Consider the following 19,837-nt stretch of genomic DNA (forward strand, 5'->3'; position numbering starts at 1 on the left):
TGTCCTCCTTAGTTTATCAAGTTGCACAATACAGTCCGCTGAATACGTTTCCCCCTTCGCTCCCTTCTCATTACAAGAACTTCAACACTACTACGGAGAAATCCGCCACAAATTGAGACTTTGATACTTTCTGCCTTACGTGTCATGCGTCTTTGGCATTTTCTCTTGACATTCTCAATCTGCTTCTCACGTTCCATCAAAGAGCCTATATAATGGTCTTGCCGCCTACACACCGTACACCAAAGGGACAGTAAACAGGTAACCTCCCTTCTTATCATAGAGCGTAGCAGAAGCCCTATTTCTGATGTAATCTGATAACAATAACGATGCTTCATCAACGGTTCATTTACATTCAACTCCATTATACATACCTTACCATATCTTCTGACTTATTACACACAACGTTCACCACTTTTTGATTGCTCAAAACGCAGCTTGTGATGGTTTGCAACCTGTTCCTGTAAACCGATTGCGAGGGACCTACCCTCATCTCTTTGATAGTTGCAGACAAAATTTCCATGATACCAGCCAATAGCATCATGTTATAATGCCCTCGTGACACACCGGCCTTATTATTATCATCATCCTTCTTGTCATAACCGTCATACTCGGACTTCTCCATTGCAGACTTGTCAAGGTTACGGTTGTTCAGCAGCCTTCTTTGCTCGGAGGTACGGCCGAAACGGTGTTTCCTGCTGTCATCAAGCTGTAGCTTGAGATTGGAAATCTCGTTTGCCAGCATTCTGTTCACCTCGTCTTTTGCCCCAAGCTGCTTTCTCATAAGTTCCATTTCCTTTCGATAGTTCTCGACTGTTGCGGATAACTCATTGATTGTCTCCATCAGAGCCTTGGAGTTCTCCTTGTTGGATTCTTCAATTGCTTTAAGCCTCGCAATCAGTTCGTTTACCTGTTTGCGAAGCCCTGCCTTTTCCTCATTCGCCAGACCCAGCTGACAGCAAAGTAACTCGTATGCTCTTTCATCAATCATGATATAAAGGTACGAAAAATCAGGCAGTTACGCAAACTTTTTATCGTTTATTTTTATACTATTCTATTGATAATCAACATGTTAATATTAACCTTTCGGACTAACGTACATCTTGTCAACTACAATGCTTTCCGTAAGATAAGCCATGTCCGACCATTGTATCCGGTAGCATCTGGAGACTTCATCAAATACAGGTTTCTTGAATTTGCCCATAACAGGACGTTTTTCGTAAAGCACATAAAAACCGCGTTCGTAATGAAGTATCTTCACGACCTTTCGGTTCCGGGACATGAACATATATACATTGGACGCATCGCTCGGGTCAAGTGACATTTCTTCCCTTATACTCTCACACAGACGGAAAATGCCTTTCCGCAAATCAACATTACCGTTAAACAGGTAATAGTTCAGGTTAGCACTCAGACCAAGCATATCATCCTATCATTTTATTAAGCAACAGGCTCAAATCAAGAACGGTGGTGTTTCTCAGGAACAGTGTTGCGCCAGACACCAACTGTAACTTAATCCATTTTATTGGTGGTTCACCTTCAGGCTGTTTCACTTCCAACTTCACAGTTGGACTATTGCATGGTTTCCCGGTTATCTGGACTTTGGCAACCTTGGGCTGCTCAACCTGGACTGTCTTGCCTAACTTCTCACTCCACAACTGGTGACGCTGCCAGTTCATGAACTTGTCGTAATTTACACCATAATCAGCACAGAACTCCCGAAGATCCTTGGTCTCGCTGCATAACTGGTAGAGGTCATATACCTCCTGATAGTTTACTTTTTCTTTTGCCATAATCATTTTTGTTAAAGGTTACGGCGCAAAGATATGGCGGCTAACAACTTATGTCAAGGCGGAAAATAGAATGGTTACTTTGCTCCTCTCCTTCTCCGAACACATCGGATTCAACCCTGCCTATTTATTATCTTCGGCACTGACCATTACACTGGTAGGCGGATATATGTTCGGAATCACCAGGAAAAAGAAACCGTCATTAATCATGTCCGGCTTGTTGGGTATACTCTACATTTATATATTTGTTCTTATCCAACTAGAGACTTTCGCATTATTGGCAGGCAGCTTAGGACTGTTTATTATACTGGCAATAGTGATGTATTTCTCAAAGAAAATAGACTGGTTCAATGAATAACCGACTTTTCTTCTGAAACCCTTGACAAACGGCTTTTTATTTTGTATCTTTGAGAAAACAAAATCTATAAACGACATGATTATAACAAGAAAAATAGATACATAAAAAGCTTTTAAACTGATCTTATTTAGGATCAATACAGATATATCATAGGGCAATGATTTTGGCGATCATTGCCCTATTTTGTTTGTATTTATACACATTTCTTTTTCTATGATCTCCCCAAACGACTAAAATAGTTTTTAATAAACTCTGATACCGTTTATAATAAACTACCTCAAAGTTTATTATAAACCAAAATCGCGTTTATTAAGAATGTCTTCTTCGAATGTAAAAATAAAGAAATACACTTTCATACAATAAAAGGATATAAATAAGCCGTTCACTCATACAGTAACATAAACGAACAAAATTATTCATTTCTTCCAAATGATTGAATTTCCACCACTACACGCTAAAAAGTTTTCTTCAAATATATCATATCCACCAACTGCACACCATCCTCATACATCGGATGATCGTAGTTGTCAGTAAAGAAATTCTTTATCCGGTGAGAAACCGTGAAACCACAGTGCTCATAGAAAGATCTGGAAGAAGGTACATCGCCTGTACCCACTAACATTTCAAAACACTTTCCCTGATAATATTCAAATAAAAATTCGATTAAACGTTTTCCGTACCCCTGCCGTTGAAAGAAAGGAACGGTAGCAATATTCTTGATTTCATAAATACCTTCCCCCTCACGAGTCACTACACAAAGAGCTTTCAATCCATTATCATAAAGAACGAACATATCGCCGCGCTCCAAATACCGGTCAATCATACTTTCCTGTTCATCAGCCAAAAGTAATAATTCGAGAAATTCTTTTTTACCCGAAGTTACTAACTTTATCTCCATATTTTCAAATGTTAAATTCTATCTTATTTATCTTTACCACTGACATTCATGCATTACTGTTACCGATTTATTTGCCTATGTTCCAAAACGGTATCCATATTCTCCAAAGCCCATCCTACCAGTCCTTCAATATGAGGAATCAAAGTGCCACCCGTATCTGTCAGGCAATACTCCACACGGGGAGGTACTTCGGCATACACTTTCCGCTCCACCAATCCGTCTGATTCTAAAGTACGTAACGTAACAGTCAACATTCTTTGAGAAACATCTTCTATCGTTTTATGAATATCACTAAAACGCATCGTACCATTGGCATTCAACGTAATAAGCACCAGCATCGACCACTTGTCTCCCAAGCGGCTTAACACATCTCTTATCGGACAATTTCCTGTCGGATGAAAGTTTTTCATTCTTTAACGTTTTGTATTTTATTGAAATTCAGCAATAGTTACCTTTATGTAACTTCCTTATTTTCAAGTACGTTCTTGCATTTTTCAAACAAGAAAGATACATTTGCATCACAAAAGTAATAAACTTACTAATAATAACTATTGTTTCATTTAAATAATTATGATTATGGCAAAGAAAGTTGCAGTTTTAGCAGTGAATCCGGTAAATGGTTGTGGACTATTCCAATATTTGGAAGCATTTTTCGAAAATGGCATTTCATATAAAGTATTTGCCGTATCGGATACGAAGGATATTAAAACAAATTCAGGAATCAGCCTGACAGTAGATGACGTGATCGCTAATTTGAAGGGACACGAAGATGAATTCGACGCACTCGTTTTCTCATGTGGCGATGCAGTGCCTGTATTTCAGCAGAATGCTAATAAGCCCTACAATGTAGATTTAATGCAAGTCATTAAAACTTTCGGAGATAAGGGAAAAATGATGATCGGACATTGTGCCGGCGCAATGATGTTTGACTTTACAGGAATTACCAAAGACAAGAAAGTAGCAGTTCACCCATTAGCCAAACCAGCCATTCAAAACGGAACAGCTACTGATGAGAAATCAGAGATAGATGGTAACTTTTTCACTGCTCAAGATGAAAATACCATTTGGACAATGATGTCGCAAGTTATCGAAGCATTAAAATAATGCCGGCAGCGCAGATATAAAATAATAAATATAAACATTATTATTTTAATTCACGTATCCGAAGATAGAAAAGTACGTTCCTTTAAAAGGAACGAAATAGGGCTTCGTGTGCCCCTTAGGGCATATGGAGCCTTTGTTGTACGTTTTCTATTTTTTATGGGGGTTACTTCTGTATCTGTATTTTTTTCAGCAGTTTCCTAATGTCCTGTGCTTGCTTTTATACTTGTTTTTTCAGCCTTTCTTGATTCCAATCTCCCTTTTTTCCTCCTTTTTCTTTCTATCCGGTGTTTTTACCGTGTTTTCCGTTATGTATATCCACAGAGCCTCTCTCCCAGGACTTCATTCTTCCTGTGAATATATTTTCTTCTTCAAAAAGTACCGTTCAGCGGTTTGGAACTTCCTCTTCCGGGTGGCGACCTGGCTGGTCTGAAAACTTCAATTGTAATCATCTGCGCCCCTCCGCAATGCTTGCATAAGTTATACTCCCTCCATTTGTCTTGGCAGAGTTCTTTCCACTTGGCTCTTTTCCTTTTAAGTGGTGCCGGTGGTACTTTCATCCTTATCTGTATGCTTGTCAACTTCCTTCTGTTGCATGCTGCCAGGAATCCGTAATGCCTGATACGTACAAATCCTGCCGGCAATATATGCCTACTGAACCTGTGTACGAACTCTTCTCCCGTGAGTGTCATCATCTTATGTTTTCCCCCATCCCTGTAATCCTTATAGTCAAACATGACGGCTGTATCTGTAATTCCCTTAATCCTGGCATTACTGATGGCTGCCCTGTGTGAGTAACGCCCTAAGTATTCTATGACCCTTTCCACGCCTTTGAACGGTGCTTTGCTATATACCACCCATTCTTTTTCAAACAGCTTCTTTCTTGTTGCCTGGGGTACTTTCACATGTTTGCTCCACTCTTGCATGAACTTGGCTCTGAACACCCTGCCCATGGCCCTGACCGGGAATAGAAAAGGACTGTCCTGATTTGCCCCTGAGATCTTCCTCCATTCCCCCTTGTCATCTATCCCTCCTTCGGGCACTACACAGTGCAGGTGGGGGTGGTAGTGCAGGTTACTTCCCCATGTATGCAGGATGGCTACCATTCCCGCCTGGGCGCCTTTATTGGCAGCGAAGGCTGCGAGTGTCTTCCAGGCAGCGGCAAACAGGCATGAATAGGTGTGTCTCATATTACCCAGTGCCAGTGAATGCAAGTCGGCCGGCAAGGTAAATACCACATGGAAGTATTTCACGGGCAACATATCCTCTTTGCGTGCCTGTATCCATACCTCACGTTCGGCTCCCTGGCATTTGGGACAATGCCGGTCCCGGCAGCTGTTGTAACTAACACGTACGACTCCACACTGGGGACAGGCATCCACATGCCCTTCCAAAGCGGAGGTACGGCACTGTTCCAGGCGTGAGAGGACCTGGAGAACCCTGCCGCAGGGATGATGTTGGCTGATAAAGGATGATTTGAAGCGGGAAATAATCTGACCGACCTCAAACTCCGTCCTCATGGCTGCGTATTGTTATATCCCACTCCCTCAAGACGGTCCAGTGGACTGAAGGCGTAACCTCCGGCAGGAAGATTGACAAGGTGAAGATAAACCAGGGTTGTCTTTATATCGGCATGTCCCAGAAGGTCACGGATGCGAAGTATATTTTCGCCCATCTCCAGCAGGTGCGTGGCGTAACTGTGACGAAGGGTATGAAGCGTGCAGGGTTTAAGGATGCAGGACGAATGAACCGCTTGTTTAAAAAGATAGCGGATCTCGGAATCTTCGATTTGTCCGCCGAAACAATTGTTGAAAAGATATACCGCGGGTCTGTACTGGATGAAATACTCCCTGAGAAGAAGCAACAGGTTGCCGGAAAGGGGGACGTACCTGTCTTTTCTACCTTTGCCCTGGCGGATGAAAACCTGCATGCGCTTGCTGTCAATATCACAAATTTGCATATTGACCAGTTCACGTAAACGCAGCCCGCAAGAATAAATCAGAGACAGCAGGGATTGGCTGCGGATATTCCCGCAGTGCCGCAAAAGGCTGATCACTTCGGACTGGGAAAGAACAACCGGAAGCTTCTTCGTGCTACGGATACGGGGGAGAGAAAAATTAAGTTCGCTAAGATGCATCGTCTTACGATAACAGCGGAGACTGTAAACCGTGTGCTTGAAATAGCTCAAACCCGGTGAAGGAGTGCGAGAGAGCAACATGCTGAAATAATCGCGGCAATCATCTTCGCTTAAGTGTTCAGGAAGTTTTTTGAAGTGAAAGCTGATAGCAGCCAACTTATGGCCATAACTTTTTATACTACCAGGAGAATACTGCTCAATAAGAAGTTGTTTGGAAAATTTTTCGTAACTTTGACCAAACCCCGAGATGGAGTCACTGGCACGCTGAATAAAATTTGCCATAGTGGAGAATGTTTATTGGTTGAACATTGGAAATATCACCACTAAAATCAGCAAAAAAAAAAGGAATCCCGCATACAGATAGCAAACTTTAGCTATTACGTATGCGGGATTTAGTACAACGGGTGGTCCCTTTTAAAGGAACCACCCGTTTCTTTTAAAGGAAAAATGCGCATTTATTACGTATTAATAATCAACTACTTACAGATTCGAAAAATTCTAAGACCGACTAACGTCCCCAAACAGTATTTAATTCAATAAATCCGTACAAGTCCACTTCTTTATTTCTCAAAAGGCCGTTGTTAGTTAACTAAAATCCAACGGAAATATCATATTTTACATTCTCTTTTCGTACCAAGAAAAAGAAAAATGGAACATTACAAAAATCCGAAACAGCGTTCATCATTTTTTAAAAGTCCGTATATTAGCAGCTTGAAGATTTGAAAGAGATAAACAGCATACTCCTTTCGAGTTTAAATAACCAAACAAGATGCCTAAAACAATATGATTAGAGAGAGAGAGAATTACCATGCATTTTTACTTCATTTTTTAGAAAGACTGAATAGCTGTGACTCTATTGAGAAAAAAATCACAGAATCACTTACGGATATTTGCGAATACTATGGTTTTAAAAGAGCATTCATTTATCAAACGGATGGATTTCGCTACTTTTATTTAAAGGAAACAATTGGCAATAACGACAATATCCTACGCCAGCGTTTTGAAATCAGTGAAATGAGCAATCAACATATTGCCCACGCAAATGGCAAAAGCAAACCTTTTTATGCTTGCAGAACCCAAAATGCTTCCTGGGATGATGTGGACATCATTGATTTTTATAGAGTCGATTCTTTACTGATCCGGCAAATTCAAGACTCCGAAGGAAAAATCATCGGATTCATCGGATTTGCAGACAGGGAGCATGCAATATCTTTCATCGATGAGGAACTGCAAATGATTCATCTCATTTTGGGATCACTCTCCAAGGAAATAGCAGTGCGTGAATATAAGGAAAGAGAAGTGCGGGCAGGCAAGACTTTAAGCAGCATCATGAATAACATGGGGGTTGACATCTATGTAAACTCTTTCGATTCTCATGATATGCTATATGCCAATGAATCCATGGCTGCCCCTTATGGAGGCATCGAACATTTTGAAGGAAAAAAATGCTGGCAGGCTCTATATAAAGATAAAACCGGAGAATGTGAGTTTTGCCCTAAAAAACATTTGATTGACGAAAACGGTCAACCGACCAAAGTCTACTCCTGGGATTACCAACGCCCGTTCGACAAATGTTGGTTCCGGGTATTCAGTGCAGCATTTGCCTGGATCGACGGACAGATTGCACACGTTATCACCAGCGTAGATATTGACCATCAGAAAATCATTGAGGAAGAACTAATAATAGCCAAAGAAAAAGCGGAAAACCTGGATCGTTTAAAATCGGCTTTCCTTGCCAATATGAGTCATGAAATCCGTACTCCGCTAAATGCAATTGTCGGCTTTGCCAGTTTGCTGGTCGAATCGGACGACAAAAAAGAACGCCAGGATTATGTCGATATCATGCAGGAAAACACTGAACTTCTTTTGCAACTGATATCCGATATTCTCGATTTATCAAAAATAGAGGCCGGAACACTCGACTTCACCATGGATCATCTGGACATCAAGAGCTTCTGTGAAGATATAATGCGCAATTATGATATAAAAGAAGATAAGCCCGTCCCCGTTTTGCTGACTCCGGACTTACCTCAATATTATATTTATACCGATAAAAAGCGGCTAATGCAGGTAATCACCAATTTCATAAACAATGCTCTCAAATTCACCAATGAAGGACAGATTACATTAGAATACCACTACAAAAAAGAGAGTAATGAAATAGAGTTTGCCGTTACGGATACAGGTATGGGAATTGCCCCCGATAAAGTAAATCAGGTATTCGATCGGTTTGTAAAACTGAACTCTTTCTCAAAAGGTACAGGTTTAGGCCTGTCTATTTGCAGAAGTATCATTGAACATCTCGGCGGCACTATCGGCGTCGAATCCGAAATGGGAACCGGTAGCCGTTTTTGGTTCACACATCCCCTCCACTTAAATCAAAGAGAAAAAACAAAAGAGATCGTTTCAAAATAGAAAATAAAAGTTGAAAATCTGATCGATTGAAACCTTTTCAAGTCTCCCCTTGTTCTTCCTTATATTGTAATAGATTAAGGTTAAAAACAAGGGGATTATTATGTTGCGACCTATAAATTATGAGTAAGGCTGCTTCATTTTTGCCACTTCCTGCAAAAAACATTACTTTTGCACCGCTATTTTAATTTTAGAATAAAATAAATACCCCAACGTCCATTTATGACTGAAGAAAAAATACATAAAGACCGTCCCGGAAACTGGTGGGCATTGAGTCCGCTACTCGTATTCCTCTGCCTCTATCTGGTGACTTCCATCCTCGTCAACGACTTTTATAAGGTGCCTATCACTGTGGCCTTTCTCGTCTCTTCCTGCTATGCCATCGCCATTACACGCGGCTTGAAACTAGACCAGCGTATCTACCAATTCTCGGTAGGAGCTGCCAATAAGAACATCCTCCTGATGATATGGATATTCATTCTTGCCGGAGCTTTTGCGCAAAGCGCCAAGCAAATGGGCGCAATCGATGCCACCGTCAATCTGACACTGCATATCCTTCCGGATAATCTCTTGCTGGCCGGCATCTTTATTGCCGCCTGTTTCATCTCTTTATCCATCGGAACCAGCGTGGGAACCATTGTCGCCCTTACTCCTGTTGCCGTAGGATTGGCAGAAAAGACGGAAATAGCACTCCCTTTTATGGTAGCTATTGTAGTAGGCGGCTCCTTTTTCGGAGATAACCTGTCTTTTATCTCCGATACCACCATTGCCTCGACAAAAACCCAAGAATGTGTAATGCGTGATAAATTCCGGGTAAACTCCATGATAGTGATTCCGGCAGCCATCATCGTACTGGGTATTTATATATTCCAGGGACTATCCATTACTGCTCCCGCCCAAACACAAACCATCGAATGGATTAAAGTGATACCTTATATAATAGTATTAGGAACAGCCGTTGCCGGCATGAATGTAATGCTCGTACTTATAATAGGTATATTGACAACCGGCATCATCGGCATCGCTACCGGCAGCTTCGGCATATTCGACTGGTTCGGTGCCATGGGAACGGGAATTACAGGCATGGGAGAATTGATTATCATCACTCTACTGGCCGGAGGTATGCTCGAAACGATCCGTTATAACGGCGGTATCGATTTCATCATCCGGAAACTTACCCGCCACGTCAATGGCAAGAGAGGTGCCGAACTAAGCATTGCCGCCCTGGTAAGCATCGCCAATTTATGTACTGCCAACAACACGATTGCCATTATCACAACCGGACCGATTGCCAAAGATATTGCCATAAAATTCCATCTCGACCGGAGGAAAACAGCCAGTATCCTCGATACTTTTTCCTGTCTGATACAAGGAATTATTCCTTATGGAGCACAGATGCTGATTGCAGCAGGACTTGCCGGCATCTCCCCTATCAGTATCATCAGCAATCTCTATTATCCGTTTGCAATGGGAGCATGCGCCCTGCTCGCTATATTGTTCCGCTATCCGAAACGGTATTCGTAAAAAAGATGCGAAATGTTTGTCAATCAAAAGAAAAGCCGTATCTTTGTGCCCGCTATTACGAGATAATAGCATAATTCAAATCAATCATTAAAAACAATTATTAAAAATGGCAACTAGAATCAGATTGCAGAGACACGGACGTAAAAGTTACGCGTTCTATTCAATTGTTATTGCAGACAGCAGAGCACCACGTGATGGTAAATTTATTGAGAAGATTGGTACTTACAACCCAAATACCGATCCTGCTACAGTAGATTTGAATTTCGACGCTGCATTGGCATGGGTACTGAAAGGTGCACAACCAAGTGACACTGTACGTAACATCCTTTCTCGTGAAGGAGTTTACATGAAGAAACATCTTCTGGGCGGTGTAGCAAAAGGCGCATTCGGAGAAGCAGAAGCAGAAGCTAAATTCGAAGCTTGGAAAAACAACAAACAGTCAGGTTTGGCTACTTTGAAAGCTAAACAAGACGAAGCTAAGAAAGCTGAAGCGAAAGCACGTCTGGAAGCAGAAAAGAAGATCAACGAAGTGAAAGCAAAAGCACTCGCTGAAAAGAAAGCTGCTACTGAAGCACCTGCAGAGGAAGTTGCAGCTCCGGCTGAAGAAGCTCCTGCAACAGAAGCTGCTGCTGAATAAATTTCAGCAGATTCCGAATAAGAAATTAGGAGAAAGCTATAATCCTCTCCGGTTCGCCGGAGGGGATTTTTTTATTACTTTATGCTATAAAACATAGCAAATAATTATTCTCTTTCAGAATAAAATGTCTTTCTTTGCATCAGCATAGTTCAGCACAGTATTACTCATTTTACAGCATGAAACGAACTGATAAAAAGGCAACATTCGGACAACAGTCGAGCAAGGTTACGCAACTAGCGGACGCACTTAGCCAGGCAATCTCCAGGAAAGAATTTCTTGAAGGAGATTCTTTGCCTTCCATCAATCAGTTGAGTGCTCAATACGGAGTATCACGCGACACCGTTTTCAAGGCTTTCCTTGATTTACGCGAACGAGGGCTGATCGATTCCACTCCCGGAAAAGGATATTACGTGACGAACCAGGTGACCAATGTTTTATTGCTGCTCGACCAATACACTCCTTTCAAAGAAGCTTTATACAACAGTTTCGTCAGACACCTGCCTATTAATTATAAGGTAGACTTATTGTTTCATCAATACAACGAACGGCTATTCAACACCATCCTCCGGGAATCCATAGGAAAATACAACAAATACATCGTGATGAATTTCGATAACGAGAAATTCAGCACAGTTCTCACTAAAATTAATCCCACTAAATTGCTACTTCTTGATTTCGGCAAATTCGAAAAAGAGAAGTATTCATATATCTGCCAGGATTTCGATGAATCTTTCTATCAGGCATTGCATTTGCTTAGGGAAAGACTGAAAAACTATCACCAACTTGTTTTTCTGTTTCCGAAAAGCCTGAAACACCCTCAAAGCAGCAAGGAATATTTCACCCGTTTCTGTCAAGAACAGGGATTTCTCTGTGAGGTTCAGGAGGACATCGAGAACCTGACAATACGCAAGGGAGTTGCCTACATAGCTATCAAGCAACAAGATGTAGTAAAAGTAGTGAAGCAAGGCAGATTGGAAGGACTGAAATGCGGAAAGGATTTCGGTCTGTTGGCATACAATGATATTCCTTCTTACGAAGTGATTGACGAAGGAATAACCTCATTGAGTATTGATTGGGAAATGATGGGAAACGAAGCAGCCAATTTCGTTCTCAATAATGTACCGGTACAAAAATTCTTGCCAACGGAAGTAAGGCTTCGAAAGTCGCTTTAATTTTTTTTGCAACACCGTCAGCACAGTTCAGCACAGATATTAATTAATCCTTTAATAGATAGAAACCATGAAAAAGTATCCGAAAATCGGGATTCGTCCCACAATCGATGGTCGCCAGGGTGGCGTTCGCGAAAGCCTTGAAGAAAAAACAATGAATCTGGCTAAAGCAGTAGCCGAGTTAATCAGCAGTAACCTGAAAAATGGTGATGGCAGCCCGGTAGAATGTGTCATTGCCGATAGTACTATCGGACGCGTAGCCGAAAGTGCCGCCTGTGCGGAAAAGTTTGAAAGAGAAGGAGTAGGTTCTACTATTACCGTTACTTCCTGCTGGTGCTACGGCGCAGAAACAATGGATATGAATCCTCATTATCCGAAAGCTGTTTGGGGATTTAACGGTACAGAACGTCCGGGGGCTGTATATTTGGCAGCGGTATTGGCAGGACATGCACAAAAAGGTCTTCCTGCATTCGGTATCTACGGACGTGATGTTCAGGATCTGGACGATAATACAATCCCTGAAGATGTATCGGAAAAGATTCTTCGTTTTGCACGCGCTGCACAGGCAGTAGCTACCATGAGAGGCAAATCTTACCTGTCAATGGGTAGTGTATCCATGGGTATCGCCGGTTCTATCGTCAATCCTGATTTCTTCCAGGAATATCTGGGGATGCGTAATGAATCAATAGACCTCACAGAAATCATCCGTCGGATGGATGAAGGCATCTATGACCACGAAGAATACGCCAAGGCAATGGCATGGACTGAAAAACATTGCAAGACCAACGAAGGTGAAGACTTTAAGAACCGTCCTGAAAAGCGTAAAACCCGTGAGCAGAAAGATGCAGACTGGGAATTCATTGTAAAGATGACAATTATCATGCGCGACCTGATGACCGGAAACCCCAAACTGAAAGAAATGGGATTCAAGGAAGAAGCTTTGGGACACAATGCTATCGCAGCCGGTTTCCAGGGACAACGTCAATGGACGGACTTTTATCCTAACGGTGACTATCCGGAAGCTTTACTCAATACTTCTTTCGACTGGAACGGCATCCGTGAAGCATTTGTGGTAGCTACCGAAAATGATGCCTGCAACGGTGTAGCCATGCTGTTCGGACATCTATTGACCAACCGCGCACAAATATTCTCCGACGTACGTACATACTGGAGCCCTGAAGCTGTAAAACGTGTAACCGGCAAAGAGTTGAGCGGTGCGGCAGCCAACGGTATCATCCACCTTATCAATTCCGGTGCAACGACTCTCGACGGTTCCGGCCAATCATTAGATGCAAAAGGTAATCCGGTTATGAAAGAACCTTGGAATCTGACGGATGCTGATGTAGAGAACTGTCTACAAGCAACAACCTGGTATCCGGCAGATCGTGACTACTTCCGTGGTGGCGGCTTCTCGTCCAACTTCCTGTCAAAAGGTGGAATGCCTGTAACCATGATGCGTCTGAACCTGATTAAAGGCTTAGGCCCTGTCCTGCAAATTGCAGAAGGATGGACAGTGGAAATCGATCCGGAAATCCATCAGAAACTCAATATGCGTACAGACCCGACATGGCCTACCACCTGGTTTGTACCGCGCTTGTGTGATAAACCGGCTTTCAAAGATGTATATTCAGTCATGAATAACTGGGGAGCCAATCATGGCGCCATCAGCTATGGACACATCGGCCAGGACTTAATCACTCTTGCTTCCATGCTCCGCATCCCGGTATGCATGCACAATGTAGAAGAAGATCAGATGTTCCGCCCGGCTGCCTGGAATGCTTTCGGCATGGACAAAGAAGGATCAGATTACAGAGCTTGTGCAACTTATGGTCCTATTTATAAATAAACAAGTTTTTTTCGTCCTGTATAAATAAATATTTTAACTTTGCCGTTCGTAGGGACGGGGTCCCCCACCCGACACATAACAAATGTCGGGATAGCCCCGCCCCCCTACAGCGACTTAAATAAGTAACACTATGATTACTAACGAACATATTGAACAGTTCATTGCACAAGCACATCGTTACGGGGATGCAAAGTTAATGCTTTGCAGCAGCGGTAACCTTTCCTGGAGAATCGGCGAAGAAGCATTGATTTCCGGTACGGGTTCCTGGGTTCCCACACTTGGCAAAGAAAAGGTTTCAATCTGCCATATTGCCAGCGGCATTCCTGCCAATGGTGTAAAACCCTCTATGGAAAGTACATTCCATTTGGGGATTCTCCGTGAACGTCCGGACGTCAATGTCGTTCTCCATTTCCAATCGGAATATGCCACTGCTGTCTCCTGCATGAAGAACAAGCCGGCAAATTTCAACGTAACAGCAGAAATTCCTTGCCATGTAGGTTCGGAAATACCTGTGATTCCGTATTATCGTCCCGGCTCACCGGAACTGGCGAAAGCCGTGGTAGAAGCCATGCAAAAGCATAACTCGGTTTTACTGACCAACCACGGACAAGTGGTGTGCGGAAAAGACTTCGACCAAGTATATGAACGGGCTACTTTTTTCGAAATGGCTTGCCGCATCATTGTTCAATCCGGCGGTGATTATTCAGTGCTCACACCGGCAGAAATTGAAGACCTGGAAATCTACGTATTAGGAAAGAAAACCAACTAATATCCAGGCATATTACCATGAAAGATACCATCAAACACACTTATTTAGCAGCAGACTTCGGAGGCGGCAGCGGGCGAATCATCGCCGGCTTTCTTCTCAACGGCAGGCTGGAATTGGAAGAGATATACCGCTTCTCCAACCGGCAGGTCAAACTAGGCAATCATATTTACTGGGACTTCCCGGCTCTGTTCGAAGATATGAAAACCGGACTAAAACTGGCTGCACAAAAAGGATATGCCGTAAAAGGTATTGGTATTGACACTTGGGGAGTGGATTTCGGACTGATTGACAAACATGGGAACCTGTTAGGAAATCCTGTCTGTTACCGGGATGCAAGAACGGAGGGAATGCCGGCAGAAGTATTCAAGTGTATGGATGAACGTCGACATTATGCCGAAACCGGTATTCAGGTGATGCCTATCAATACGCTGTTTCAACTTTACAGCATGAAGCAAAATCAAGATGCACAGTTGGAAGTTGCCCGGCAACTTTTATTCATGCCCGATCTCTTCAGTTATTTCCTGACAGGGGTAGCCAATAATGAATATTGCATCGCCTCCACCTCTGAATTACTCAACGCCAAATCACGCAACTGGTCATTCGATACCATACATAGCTTAGGTCTTCCCGAACATCTGTTCGGGAAAATCATTCTTCCCGGAACAATCAGAGGCACTCTGAAAGAGGATATTGCACGCGAAACCGGACTGGGTGCCGTAGACGTTATTGCCGTAGGTTCACATGATACAGCCAGTGCCGTAGCTGCTGTTCCTGCTGCAGAAAGTCCTATCGCTTTCCTTAGTTCCGGCACTTGGTCGCTACTGGGAGTTGAAGTGGACGAACCCATATTGACGGAAGAAGCAAGAAAAGCTCAATTCACCAATGAAGGAGGTGTAGACGGCAAAATCCGTTTCCTCCAGAATATAACAGGATTATGGATTCTGCAACGCTTGATGAGCGAGTGGAAAGCGTGTGGCGAGAAACAAGATTATGATATAATCATCCCGCAAGCAGCCGAAGCCGAGATTGATACAATCATCCCTGTAGACGACACCATATTCATGAATCCGGAAAATATGGAGAACGCGCTTATTCATTATTGCCGGAATCATGCTTTGCAAATTCCCCAAAACAAGGCAGAGACTGTACGATGTGTGCTCCAGTCATTAGCTTTCAGATATCGGCTGGCTGTGGAACAGCTCAACCGTTGCCTCCCCGCTCCAATCCGTCAGTTAAATATCATCGGAGGAGGATCACAAAATAAGTTGCTCAACCAACTGACAGCTGACGAACTCGGTATTCCTGTTTATGCAGGTCCGGTGGAAGCCACTGCAATGGGAAACATTCTAACGCAGGCAATGGCTAAAGGAGAAATTGCCAATCTTCGTGAATTGCGGGAAATTGTCACTCGCAGCGTTACACCACAAGTATATTATCCTAAAAAATAAAAGTATATGGAAACATCTAAAACCGGTTATCAGGTTCAATCTTATGACGTTCCCGTCAAACGATATTGCCAAACCCTTGATTTACGCGATTCTCCGGAACTAATCGCCGAATATCGGAAAAGACATAGCCAGGCGGAAGCATGGCCGGAAATTCTTGCCGGTATCCGGGAAATTGGCATCCTGGAAATGGAAATTTATATCCTGGGAACCCGACTGTTTATGATTGTCGAAACTCCCCTTGATTTTGACTGGGACACGGCAATGGAACGCCTGAACACCCTTCCCCGCCAACAGGAGTGGGAAGAATATATGGCTATCTTCCAACAAGCCGCACCCGGAATGAGTTCCGCAGAGAAATGGAAACCGATGGAAAGAATGTTCCATTTGTATAATACTTAAAAAAATACCAGAAACAACCATGAAACACACCAAGCAGTCCATCATTTCGAAAGATGGCATCAGTTATCTTATACCTTTTATTCTCATTACCTCCTGTTTTGCGTTATGGGGATTTGCCAATGATATTACCAATCCGATGGTAAAGGCATTCTCTAAAATCTTCCGGATGAGTGCCACCGACGGGGCATTGGTACAGGTTGCCTTCTATGGAGGCTACTTTGCAATGGCTTTCCCGGCTGCCATCTTCATCCGCAAATATTCCTACAAAGCAGGTGTTTTGTTAGGACTGGGTATGTATGCTTTCGGAGCCTTCTTATTCTTCCCCGCCAAAATGACGGGTGAGTACTATCCGTTTCTGATTGCTTATTTTATTCTGACCTGCGGATTATCTTTCCTCGAAACAAGCTGTAATCCGTATATTCTTTCCATGGGAACGGAAGAAACAGCTACCCGGCGATTGAACCTTGCACAGTCTTTCAACCCGATGGGGTCACTTCTCGGAATGTATGTAGCCATGCAGTTCATTCAAGCGAAATTGCATCCGATGTGTACCGAAGACCGCGCATTGCTTAACGACAGCGAATTTCAAGCAATCAAAGAAAGCGACCTTAGCGTCCTGATTGCTCCTTATCTTATCATCGGACTGGTTATCGTAGCGATGTTGCTTCTGATACGGTTCGTCAAGATGCCCAAAAATGGAGATCAGAACCATAAAATAGACTTTTTCCCTACACTGAAACGTATTTTCACCCAAACACGTTATCGTGAAGGTGTGATTGCCCAATTCTTCTATGTAGGTGCACAAATTATGTGCTGGACATTTATCATTCAGTATGGAACCCGTTTGTTCATGTCGCAAGGTATGGACGAGAAAAGTGCGGAAGTGTTATCACAGCAATATAATATTGTGGCAATGGTGATATTCTGTATCAGCCGTTTCATCTGTACATTCATTCTGCGCTATCTTAATGCAGGCAAATTATTGATGATTCTCGCTATCTTCGGAGGTATTTTCACATTAGGAACTATCTTCCTTCAGGACATCTACGGCATGTATTGTCTGGTAGCCATATCGGCCTGTATGTCACTAATGTTCCCTACCATCTACGGTATCGCCTTGAAAGGTATGGGAGATGATGCGAAGTTCGGAGCTGCCGGCCTTATTATGGCTATCCTGGGAGGTTCTGTTCTTCCACCGCTACAGGCAAGCATCATTGATTTGGAACAAATAGCGTGGTTACCGGCTGTCAATGTTTCATTTATTCTTCCGTTCATCTGTTTTCTTGTAATTATCGGCTACGGTTACCGCACAGTGAAAAGAAACTGGTAAAATACATATCTAAAAATAGTGACGGTATCACATTGGTATACCGTCACCATCTCACTCGAATAGTGACGCCATCCCTACTGGATAGCGTCACTATTTTTTTCCTTTTCACAGTTAAGAGTTCATAAAAACACAGAACTTGAAGTCGTTTTTTTAGTTTCCTTTTTCGCATACTAATCTTGGCTTCTTAGTATTGTTGAATTATTTACATACATTTGTCTCATACCAACAGACCTGATAAACCTATGAGCCAAAACCAAGACCCTATTCATCTAGCCCGCCAATTCGAAATTATATTTACCACGCACTATTCCGCTGTTAAATATTTCTCTATAAACTTGCTCAAATCTGAAGAGGACGCAGAAGATATCATTCAGGATGTGTTCGCTAAATTATGGACACAACCGGAGGTCTGGCTGAAAAACAAAGACATAGGCCAGTATATCTACGCCATGACTAAAAACACAACTTTCAATTTCATCAAACGCAAAAGAGTGGAACAATCCTATCAGGAACAATTATCGCAGAAATATCTAATCGAAGACTTACTAAAATCCGAAGATACTCTCGACCCTATCTATTATAAAGAAGCACTATTAATCATCCGCCTAATTCTCGACCGCCTTCCCGAACGCCGCAGAAAAGTTTTTGAAATGAGCCGCATCAACAATATGAGTAATATGGAGATAGCACAAACACTCAATATTTCCGTACGAACTGTGGAACACCAAATCTATCTGACCCTGCTCGAAATAAAAAAAACTATTTTTATTGCATTTTTCTTGTGTTTCTTTTAAGTAATCCCCCATTTTCGATTGTGCTAATAGTGTAACCACTAAAAAGAACAGCGCAAATGAGGAACTTTTTTCAGAAAATACTGATATTATTTACCGGCAATAACTATCCGGAAGCTACCCAAAATGAATTCTATCAATGGCTTGTAGATGAGGATCATGCATCCCAGAAAGAAGATGCTTTGAGAGAGCTATGGAACAAAGCGCAACGGCAAAAAAACGTGAAAGGAATGCAGAAGTCTTACGAGCGCCTGAAAAAACAGGAAGGTATTCCAACCGTACCCAAAGAGAGAAGAATTCGCCCAATACATATATGGCAATCCGCAGCCGCTATCTTATTCCTCCTGCTTGCCTCTTCGGTCTATCTATCGACTGTAGGCACAAAAGCGGAAACCGACTTGTTACAGCAATATATTCCGATAGCAGAAATGAGAAGTTTGACGCTGCCCGACGGAACAAAAGTGCAACTCAACTCGAAAAGTACACTTTTATATCCGCACGAGTTTACCGGAGATAGTCGTAGTGTATTCCTGTTAGGCGAAGCCAACTTCAAGGTTAAGCCGGACAAGAAACGTCCGTTTATCGTGAAATCCAATGATTTACAGATTACTGCGTTAGGTACGGAATTTAATGTATCTGCCTACCCTGAAAGCCAGGAAATAGCAACCACTCTCATTTCAGGCAGTATCCGTGTAGATTATAACAATCTGACAACAAGTGTCATTCTCCATCCCAACGAACAGTTTGCCTATAACAGAAACAATAAGAAATATGATCTCTCCAACCCGGATATGGACGATGTGACAGCCTGGCAACGCGGAGAACTGGTTCTGCAAAAGATGACGCTGACGGACATCATCAACGTATTGGAGCGAAAATATCCTTATACCTTTGTATATAGTATCAAGAACCTCAAAAACGACAGGTTCAGTTTTCGTTTCAAGGACAACGCACCACTCGAAGAAGTGATGGAAATCATCGTGAACGTGGTCGGACAAATGGACTATAGAATAGTAGAAGACAAGTGCTATCTGACAAGAATATAACTTTTTAACCTTATATGCCATGCAAAAAAATACCCGGAACAGAGGCCTCACTCCGTCCCGGATATGAAATCTGAATTCCCAATATTAGAGTTTACTCTACAAATTACCTCGAAATAATTTAGTCAATAACCTAATACTAAGAAAATGCTATAAATTTATAGTAGACAAGAAGACAAAGGGAAGAA

General features: G+C 42.5%; 20 protein-coding genes and 1 pseudogene. 13 read left to right on the plus strand and 8 right to left on the minus strand.

Annotated features, from left to right (window positions below; translation table 11 throughout):
- Nucleotides 1-8: 8 nt before the first annotated feature.
- The 4 genes from CJF29_RS14555 to CJF29_RS14570 all read right to left on the minus strand — a co-directional run bounded on the left by CJF29_RS14555 (nucleotide 9) and on the right by CJF29_RS14570 (nucleotide 1,790).
- Nucleotides 9-362 carry a hypothetical protein gene (locus tag CJF29_RS14555; protein ID WP_141561043.1) on the minus strand — a complete coding sequence of 118 codons (354 nt, stop codon included), beginning with the start codon at nucleotides 360-362 and terminating at the stop codon, nucleotides 9-11.
- Nucleotides 362-988 carry a hypothetical protein gene (locus tag CJF29_RS14560; RefSeq protein WP_413544493.1) on the minus strand — a complete coding sequence of 209 codons (627 nt, stop codon included), beginning with the start codon at nucleotides 986-988 and terminating at the stop codon, nucleotides 362-364. Before CJF29_RS14560 ends, CJF29_RS14555 begins: the two co-directional genes overlap by 1 nt.
- Before the next feature lie 87 nt (nucleotides 989-1,075).
- A complete protein-coding gene (gene tnpB / locus CJF29_RS14565) occupies nucleotides 1,076-1,420 on the minus strand; it encodes an IS66 family insertion sequence element accessory protein TnpB (protein ID WP_004297053.1) in 345 nt (114 codons plus the stop codon).
- Nucleotide 1,421: 1 nt separating this feature from the next.
- Nucleotides 1,422-1,790 (minus strand): hypothetical protein, encoded by a 369-nt coding sequence (locus CJF29_RS14570; RefSeq protein ID WP_176817105.1) that lies wholly within the window; start codon nucleotides 1,788-1,790, stop codon nucleotides 1,422-1,424.
- Nucleotides 1,791-1,866: 76 nt separating this feature from the next.
- Between CJF29_RS14570 and CJF29_RS14575 the strand changes: the two are divergent.
- Nucleotides 1,867-2,145: pseudogene (locus CJF29_RS14575) on the plus strand (inner membrane CreD family protein); the annotation flags it as partial.
- A gap of 454 nt (nucleotides 2,146-2,599) precedes the next feature.
- Here the strand turns inward: CJF29_RS14575 and CJF29_RS14580 are convergent.
- The gene (locus CJF29_RS14580) at nucleotides 2,600-3,043 is read right to left on the minus strand and encodes a GNAT family N-acetyltransferase (RefSeq protein WP_074638471.1); all 444 of its coding nucleotides are present in this window, start codon (nucleotides 3,041-3,043) and stop codon (nucleotides 2,600-2,602) included.
- A gap of 59 nt (nucleotides 3,044-3,102) precedes the next feature.
- Nucleotides 3,103-3,453, minus strand: coding sequence for a winged helix-turn-helix transcriptional regulator (locus CJF29_RS14585; RefSeq protein ID WP_074638469.1), 351 nt, complete (start codon nucleotides 3,451-3,453; stop codon nucleotides 3,103-3,105).
- 166 nt (nucleotides 3,454-3,619) lie between these two features.
- Between CJF29_RS14585 and CJF29_RS14590 the strand changes: the two genes are divergently transcribed.
- Nucleotides 3,620-4,147, plus strand: coding sequence for a DJ-1/PfpI family protein (locus CJF29_RS14590; RefSeq protein ID WP_074638490.1), 528 nt, complete (start codon nucleotides 3,620-3,622; stop codon nucleotides 4,145-4,147).
- A 368-nt stretch (nucleotides 4,148-4,515) separates the two neighbouring features.
- Here the strand turns inward: CJF29_RS14590 and CJF29_RS14595 are convergent, their stop codons facing one another.
- Together CJF29_RS14595 and CJF29_RS14600 are read right to left on the minus strand one after the other, a co-directional pair.
- Complete coding sequence (locus CJF29_RS14595) at nucleotides 4,516-5,664, minus strand: IS91 family transposase (RefSeq protein ID WP_413544494.1); 1,149 nt, start codon at nucleotides 5,662-5,664, stop codon at nucleotides 4,516-4,518.
- Complete coding sequence (locus tag CJF29_RS14600) at nucleotides 5,661-6,563, minus strand: tyrosine-type recombinase/integrase (RefSeq protein ID WP_413544495.1); 903 nt, start codon at nucleotides 6,561-6,563, stop codon at nucleotides 5,661-5,663. The genes CJF29_RS14595 and CJF29_RS14600 overlap by 4 nt, the downstream gene beginning before the upstream one ends.
- 501 nt (nucleotides 6,564-7,064) lie before the next feature.
- Between CJF29_RS14600 and CJF29_RS14605 the strand changes: the two genes are divergently transcribed.
- The 11 genes from CJF29_RS14605 to CJF29_RS14655 all read left to right on the plus strand — a co-directional run bounded on the left by CJF29_RS14605 (nucleotide 7,065) and on the right by CJF29_RS14655 (nucleotide 19,652).
- The gene (locus CJF29_RS14605; protein ID WP_074638198.1) at nucleotides 7,065-8,696 is read left to right on the plus strand and encodes a sensor histidine kinase; all 1,632 of its coding nucleotides are present in this window, start codon (nucleotides 7,065-7,067) and stop codon (nucleotides 8,694-8,696) included.
- A 219-nt stretch (nucleotides 8,697-8,915) separates the two neighbouring features.
- Nucleotides 8,916-10,217 (plus strand): Na+/H+ antiporter NhaC family protein, encoded by a 1,302-nt coding sequence (locus CJF29_RS14610; protein ID WP_074638200.1) that lies wholly within the window; start codon nucleotides 8,916-8,918, stop codon nucleotides 10,215-10,217.
- A 106-nt stretch (nucleotides 10,218-10,323) separates the two neighbouring features.
- Nucleotides 10,324-10,854, plus strand: coding sequence for a 30S ribosomal protein S16 (locus CJF29_RS14615; RefSeq protein ID WP_074638201.1), 531 nt, complete (start codon nucleotides 10,324-10,326; stop codon nucleotides 10,852-10,854).
- A 176-nt stretch (nucleotides 10,855-11,030) separates the two neighbouring features.
- A complete protein-coding gene (locus CJF29_RS14620) occupies nucleotides 11,031-12,026 on the plus strand; it encodes a GntR family transcriptional regulator (protein WP_099147248.1) in 996 nt (331 codons plus the stop codon).
- A 67-nt stretch (nucleotides 12,027-12,093) separates the two neighbouring features.
- Nucleotides 12,094-13,869 (plus strand): L-fucose isomerase, encoded by a 1,776-nt coding sequence (gene fucI / locus CJF29_RS14625; protein ID WP_074638203.1) that lies wholly within the window; start codon nucleotides 12,094-12,096, stop codon nucleotides 13,867-13,869.
- Nucleotides 13,870-13,999: 130 nt separating this feature from the next.
- Nucleotides 14,000-14,638 (plus strand): class II aldolase/adducin family protein, encoded by a 639-nt coding sequence (locus CJF29_RS14630; RefSeq protein ID WP_004308079.1) that lies wholly within the window; start codon nucleotides 14,000-14,002, stop codon nucleotides 14,636-14,638.
- 17 nt (nucleotides 14,639-14,655) lie between these two features.
- Nucleotides 14,656-16,086 carry a rhamnulokinase gene (locus tag CJF29_RS14635; RefSeq protein ID WP_074559285.1) on the plus strand — a complete coding sequence of 477 codons (1,431 nt, stop codon included), beginning with the start codon at nucleotides 14,656-14,658 and terminating at the stop codon, nucleotides 16,084-16,086.
- Between the two features lie 6 nt (nucleotides 16,087-16,092).
- Nucleotides 16,093-16,485 carry an L-rhamnose mutarotase gene (locus CJF29_RS14640; RefSeq protein WP_074559284.1) on the plus strand — a complete coding sequence of 131 codons (393 nt, stop codon included), beginning with the start codon at nucleotides 16,093-16,095 and terminating at the stop codon, nucleotides 16,483-16,485.
- Between the two features lie 19 nt (nucleotides 16,486-16,504).
- On the plus strand, nucleotides 16,505-17,815 hold the full coding sequence (gene fucP / locus CJF29_RS14645) for an L-fucose:H+ symporter permease (RefSeq protein WP_074559283.1): 1,311 nt from the start codon (nucleotides 16,505-16,507) through the stop codon (nucleotides 17,813-17,815).
- 242 nt (nucleotides 17,816-18,057) lie between these two features.
- On the plus strand, nucleotides 18,058-18,609 hold the full coding sequence (locus CJF29_RS14650; protein WP_074559282.1) for an RNA polymerase sigma-70 factor: 552 nt from the start codon (nucleotides 18,058-18,060) through the stop codon (nucleotides 18,607-18,609).
- 56 nt (nucleotides 18,610-18,665) lie between these two features.
- Nucleotides 18,666-19,652 carry a FecR family protein gene (locus CJF29_RS14655; RefSeq protein ID WP_074559281.1) on the plus strand — a complete coding sequence of 329 codons (987 nt, stop codon included), beginning with the start codon at nucleotides 18,666-18,668 and terminating at the stop codon, nucleotides 19,650-19,652.
- Nucleotides 19,653-19,837: the final 185 nt, after the last annotated feature.

Source organism: Bacteroides celer (assembly GCF_002632415.2).
GTDB lineage: Bacteria > Bacteroidota > Bacteroidia > Bacteroidales > Bacteroidaceae > Bacteroides.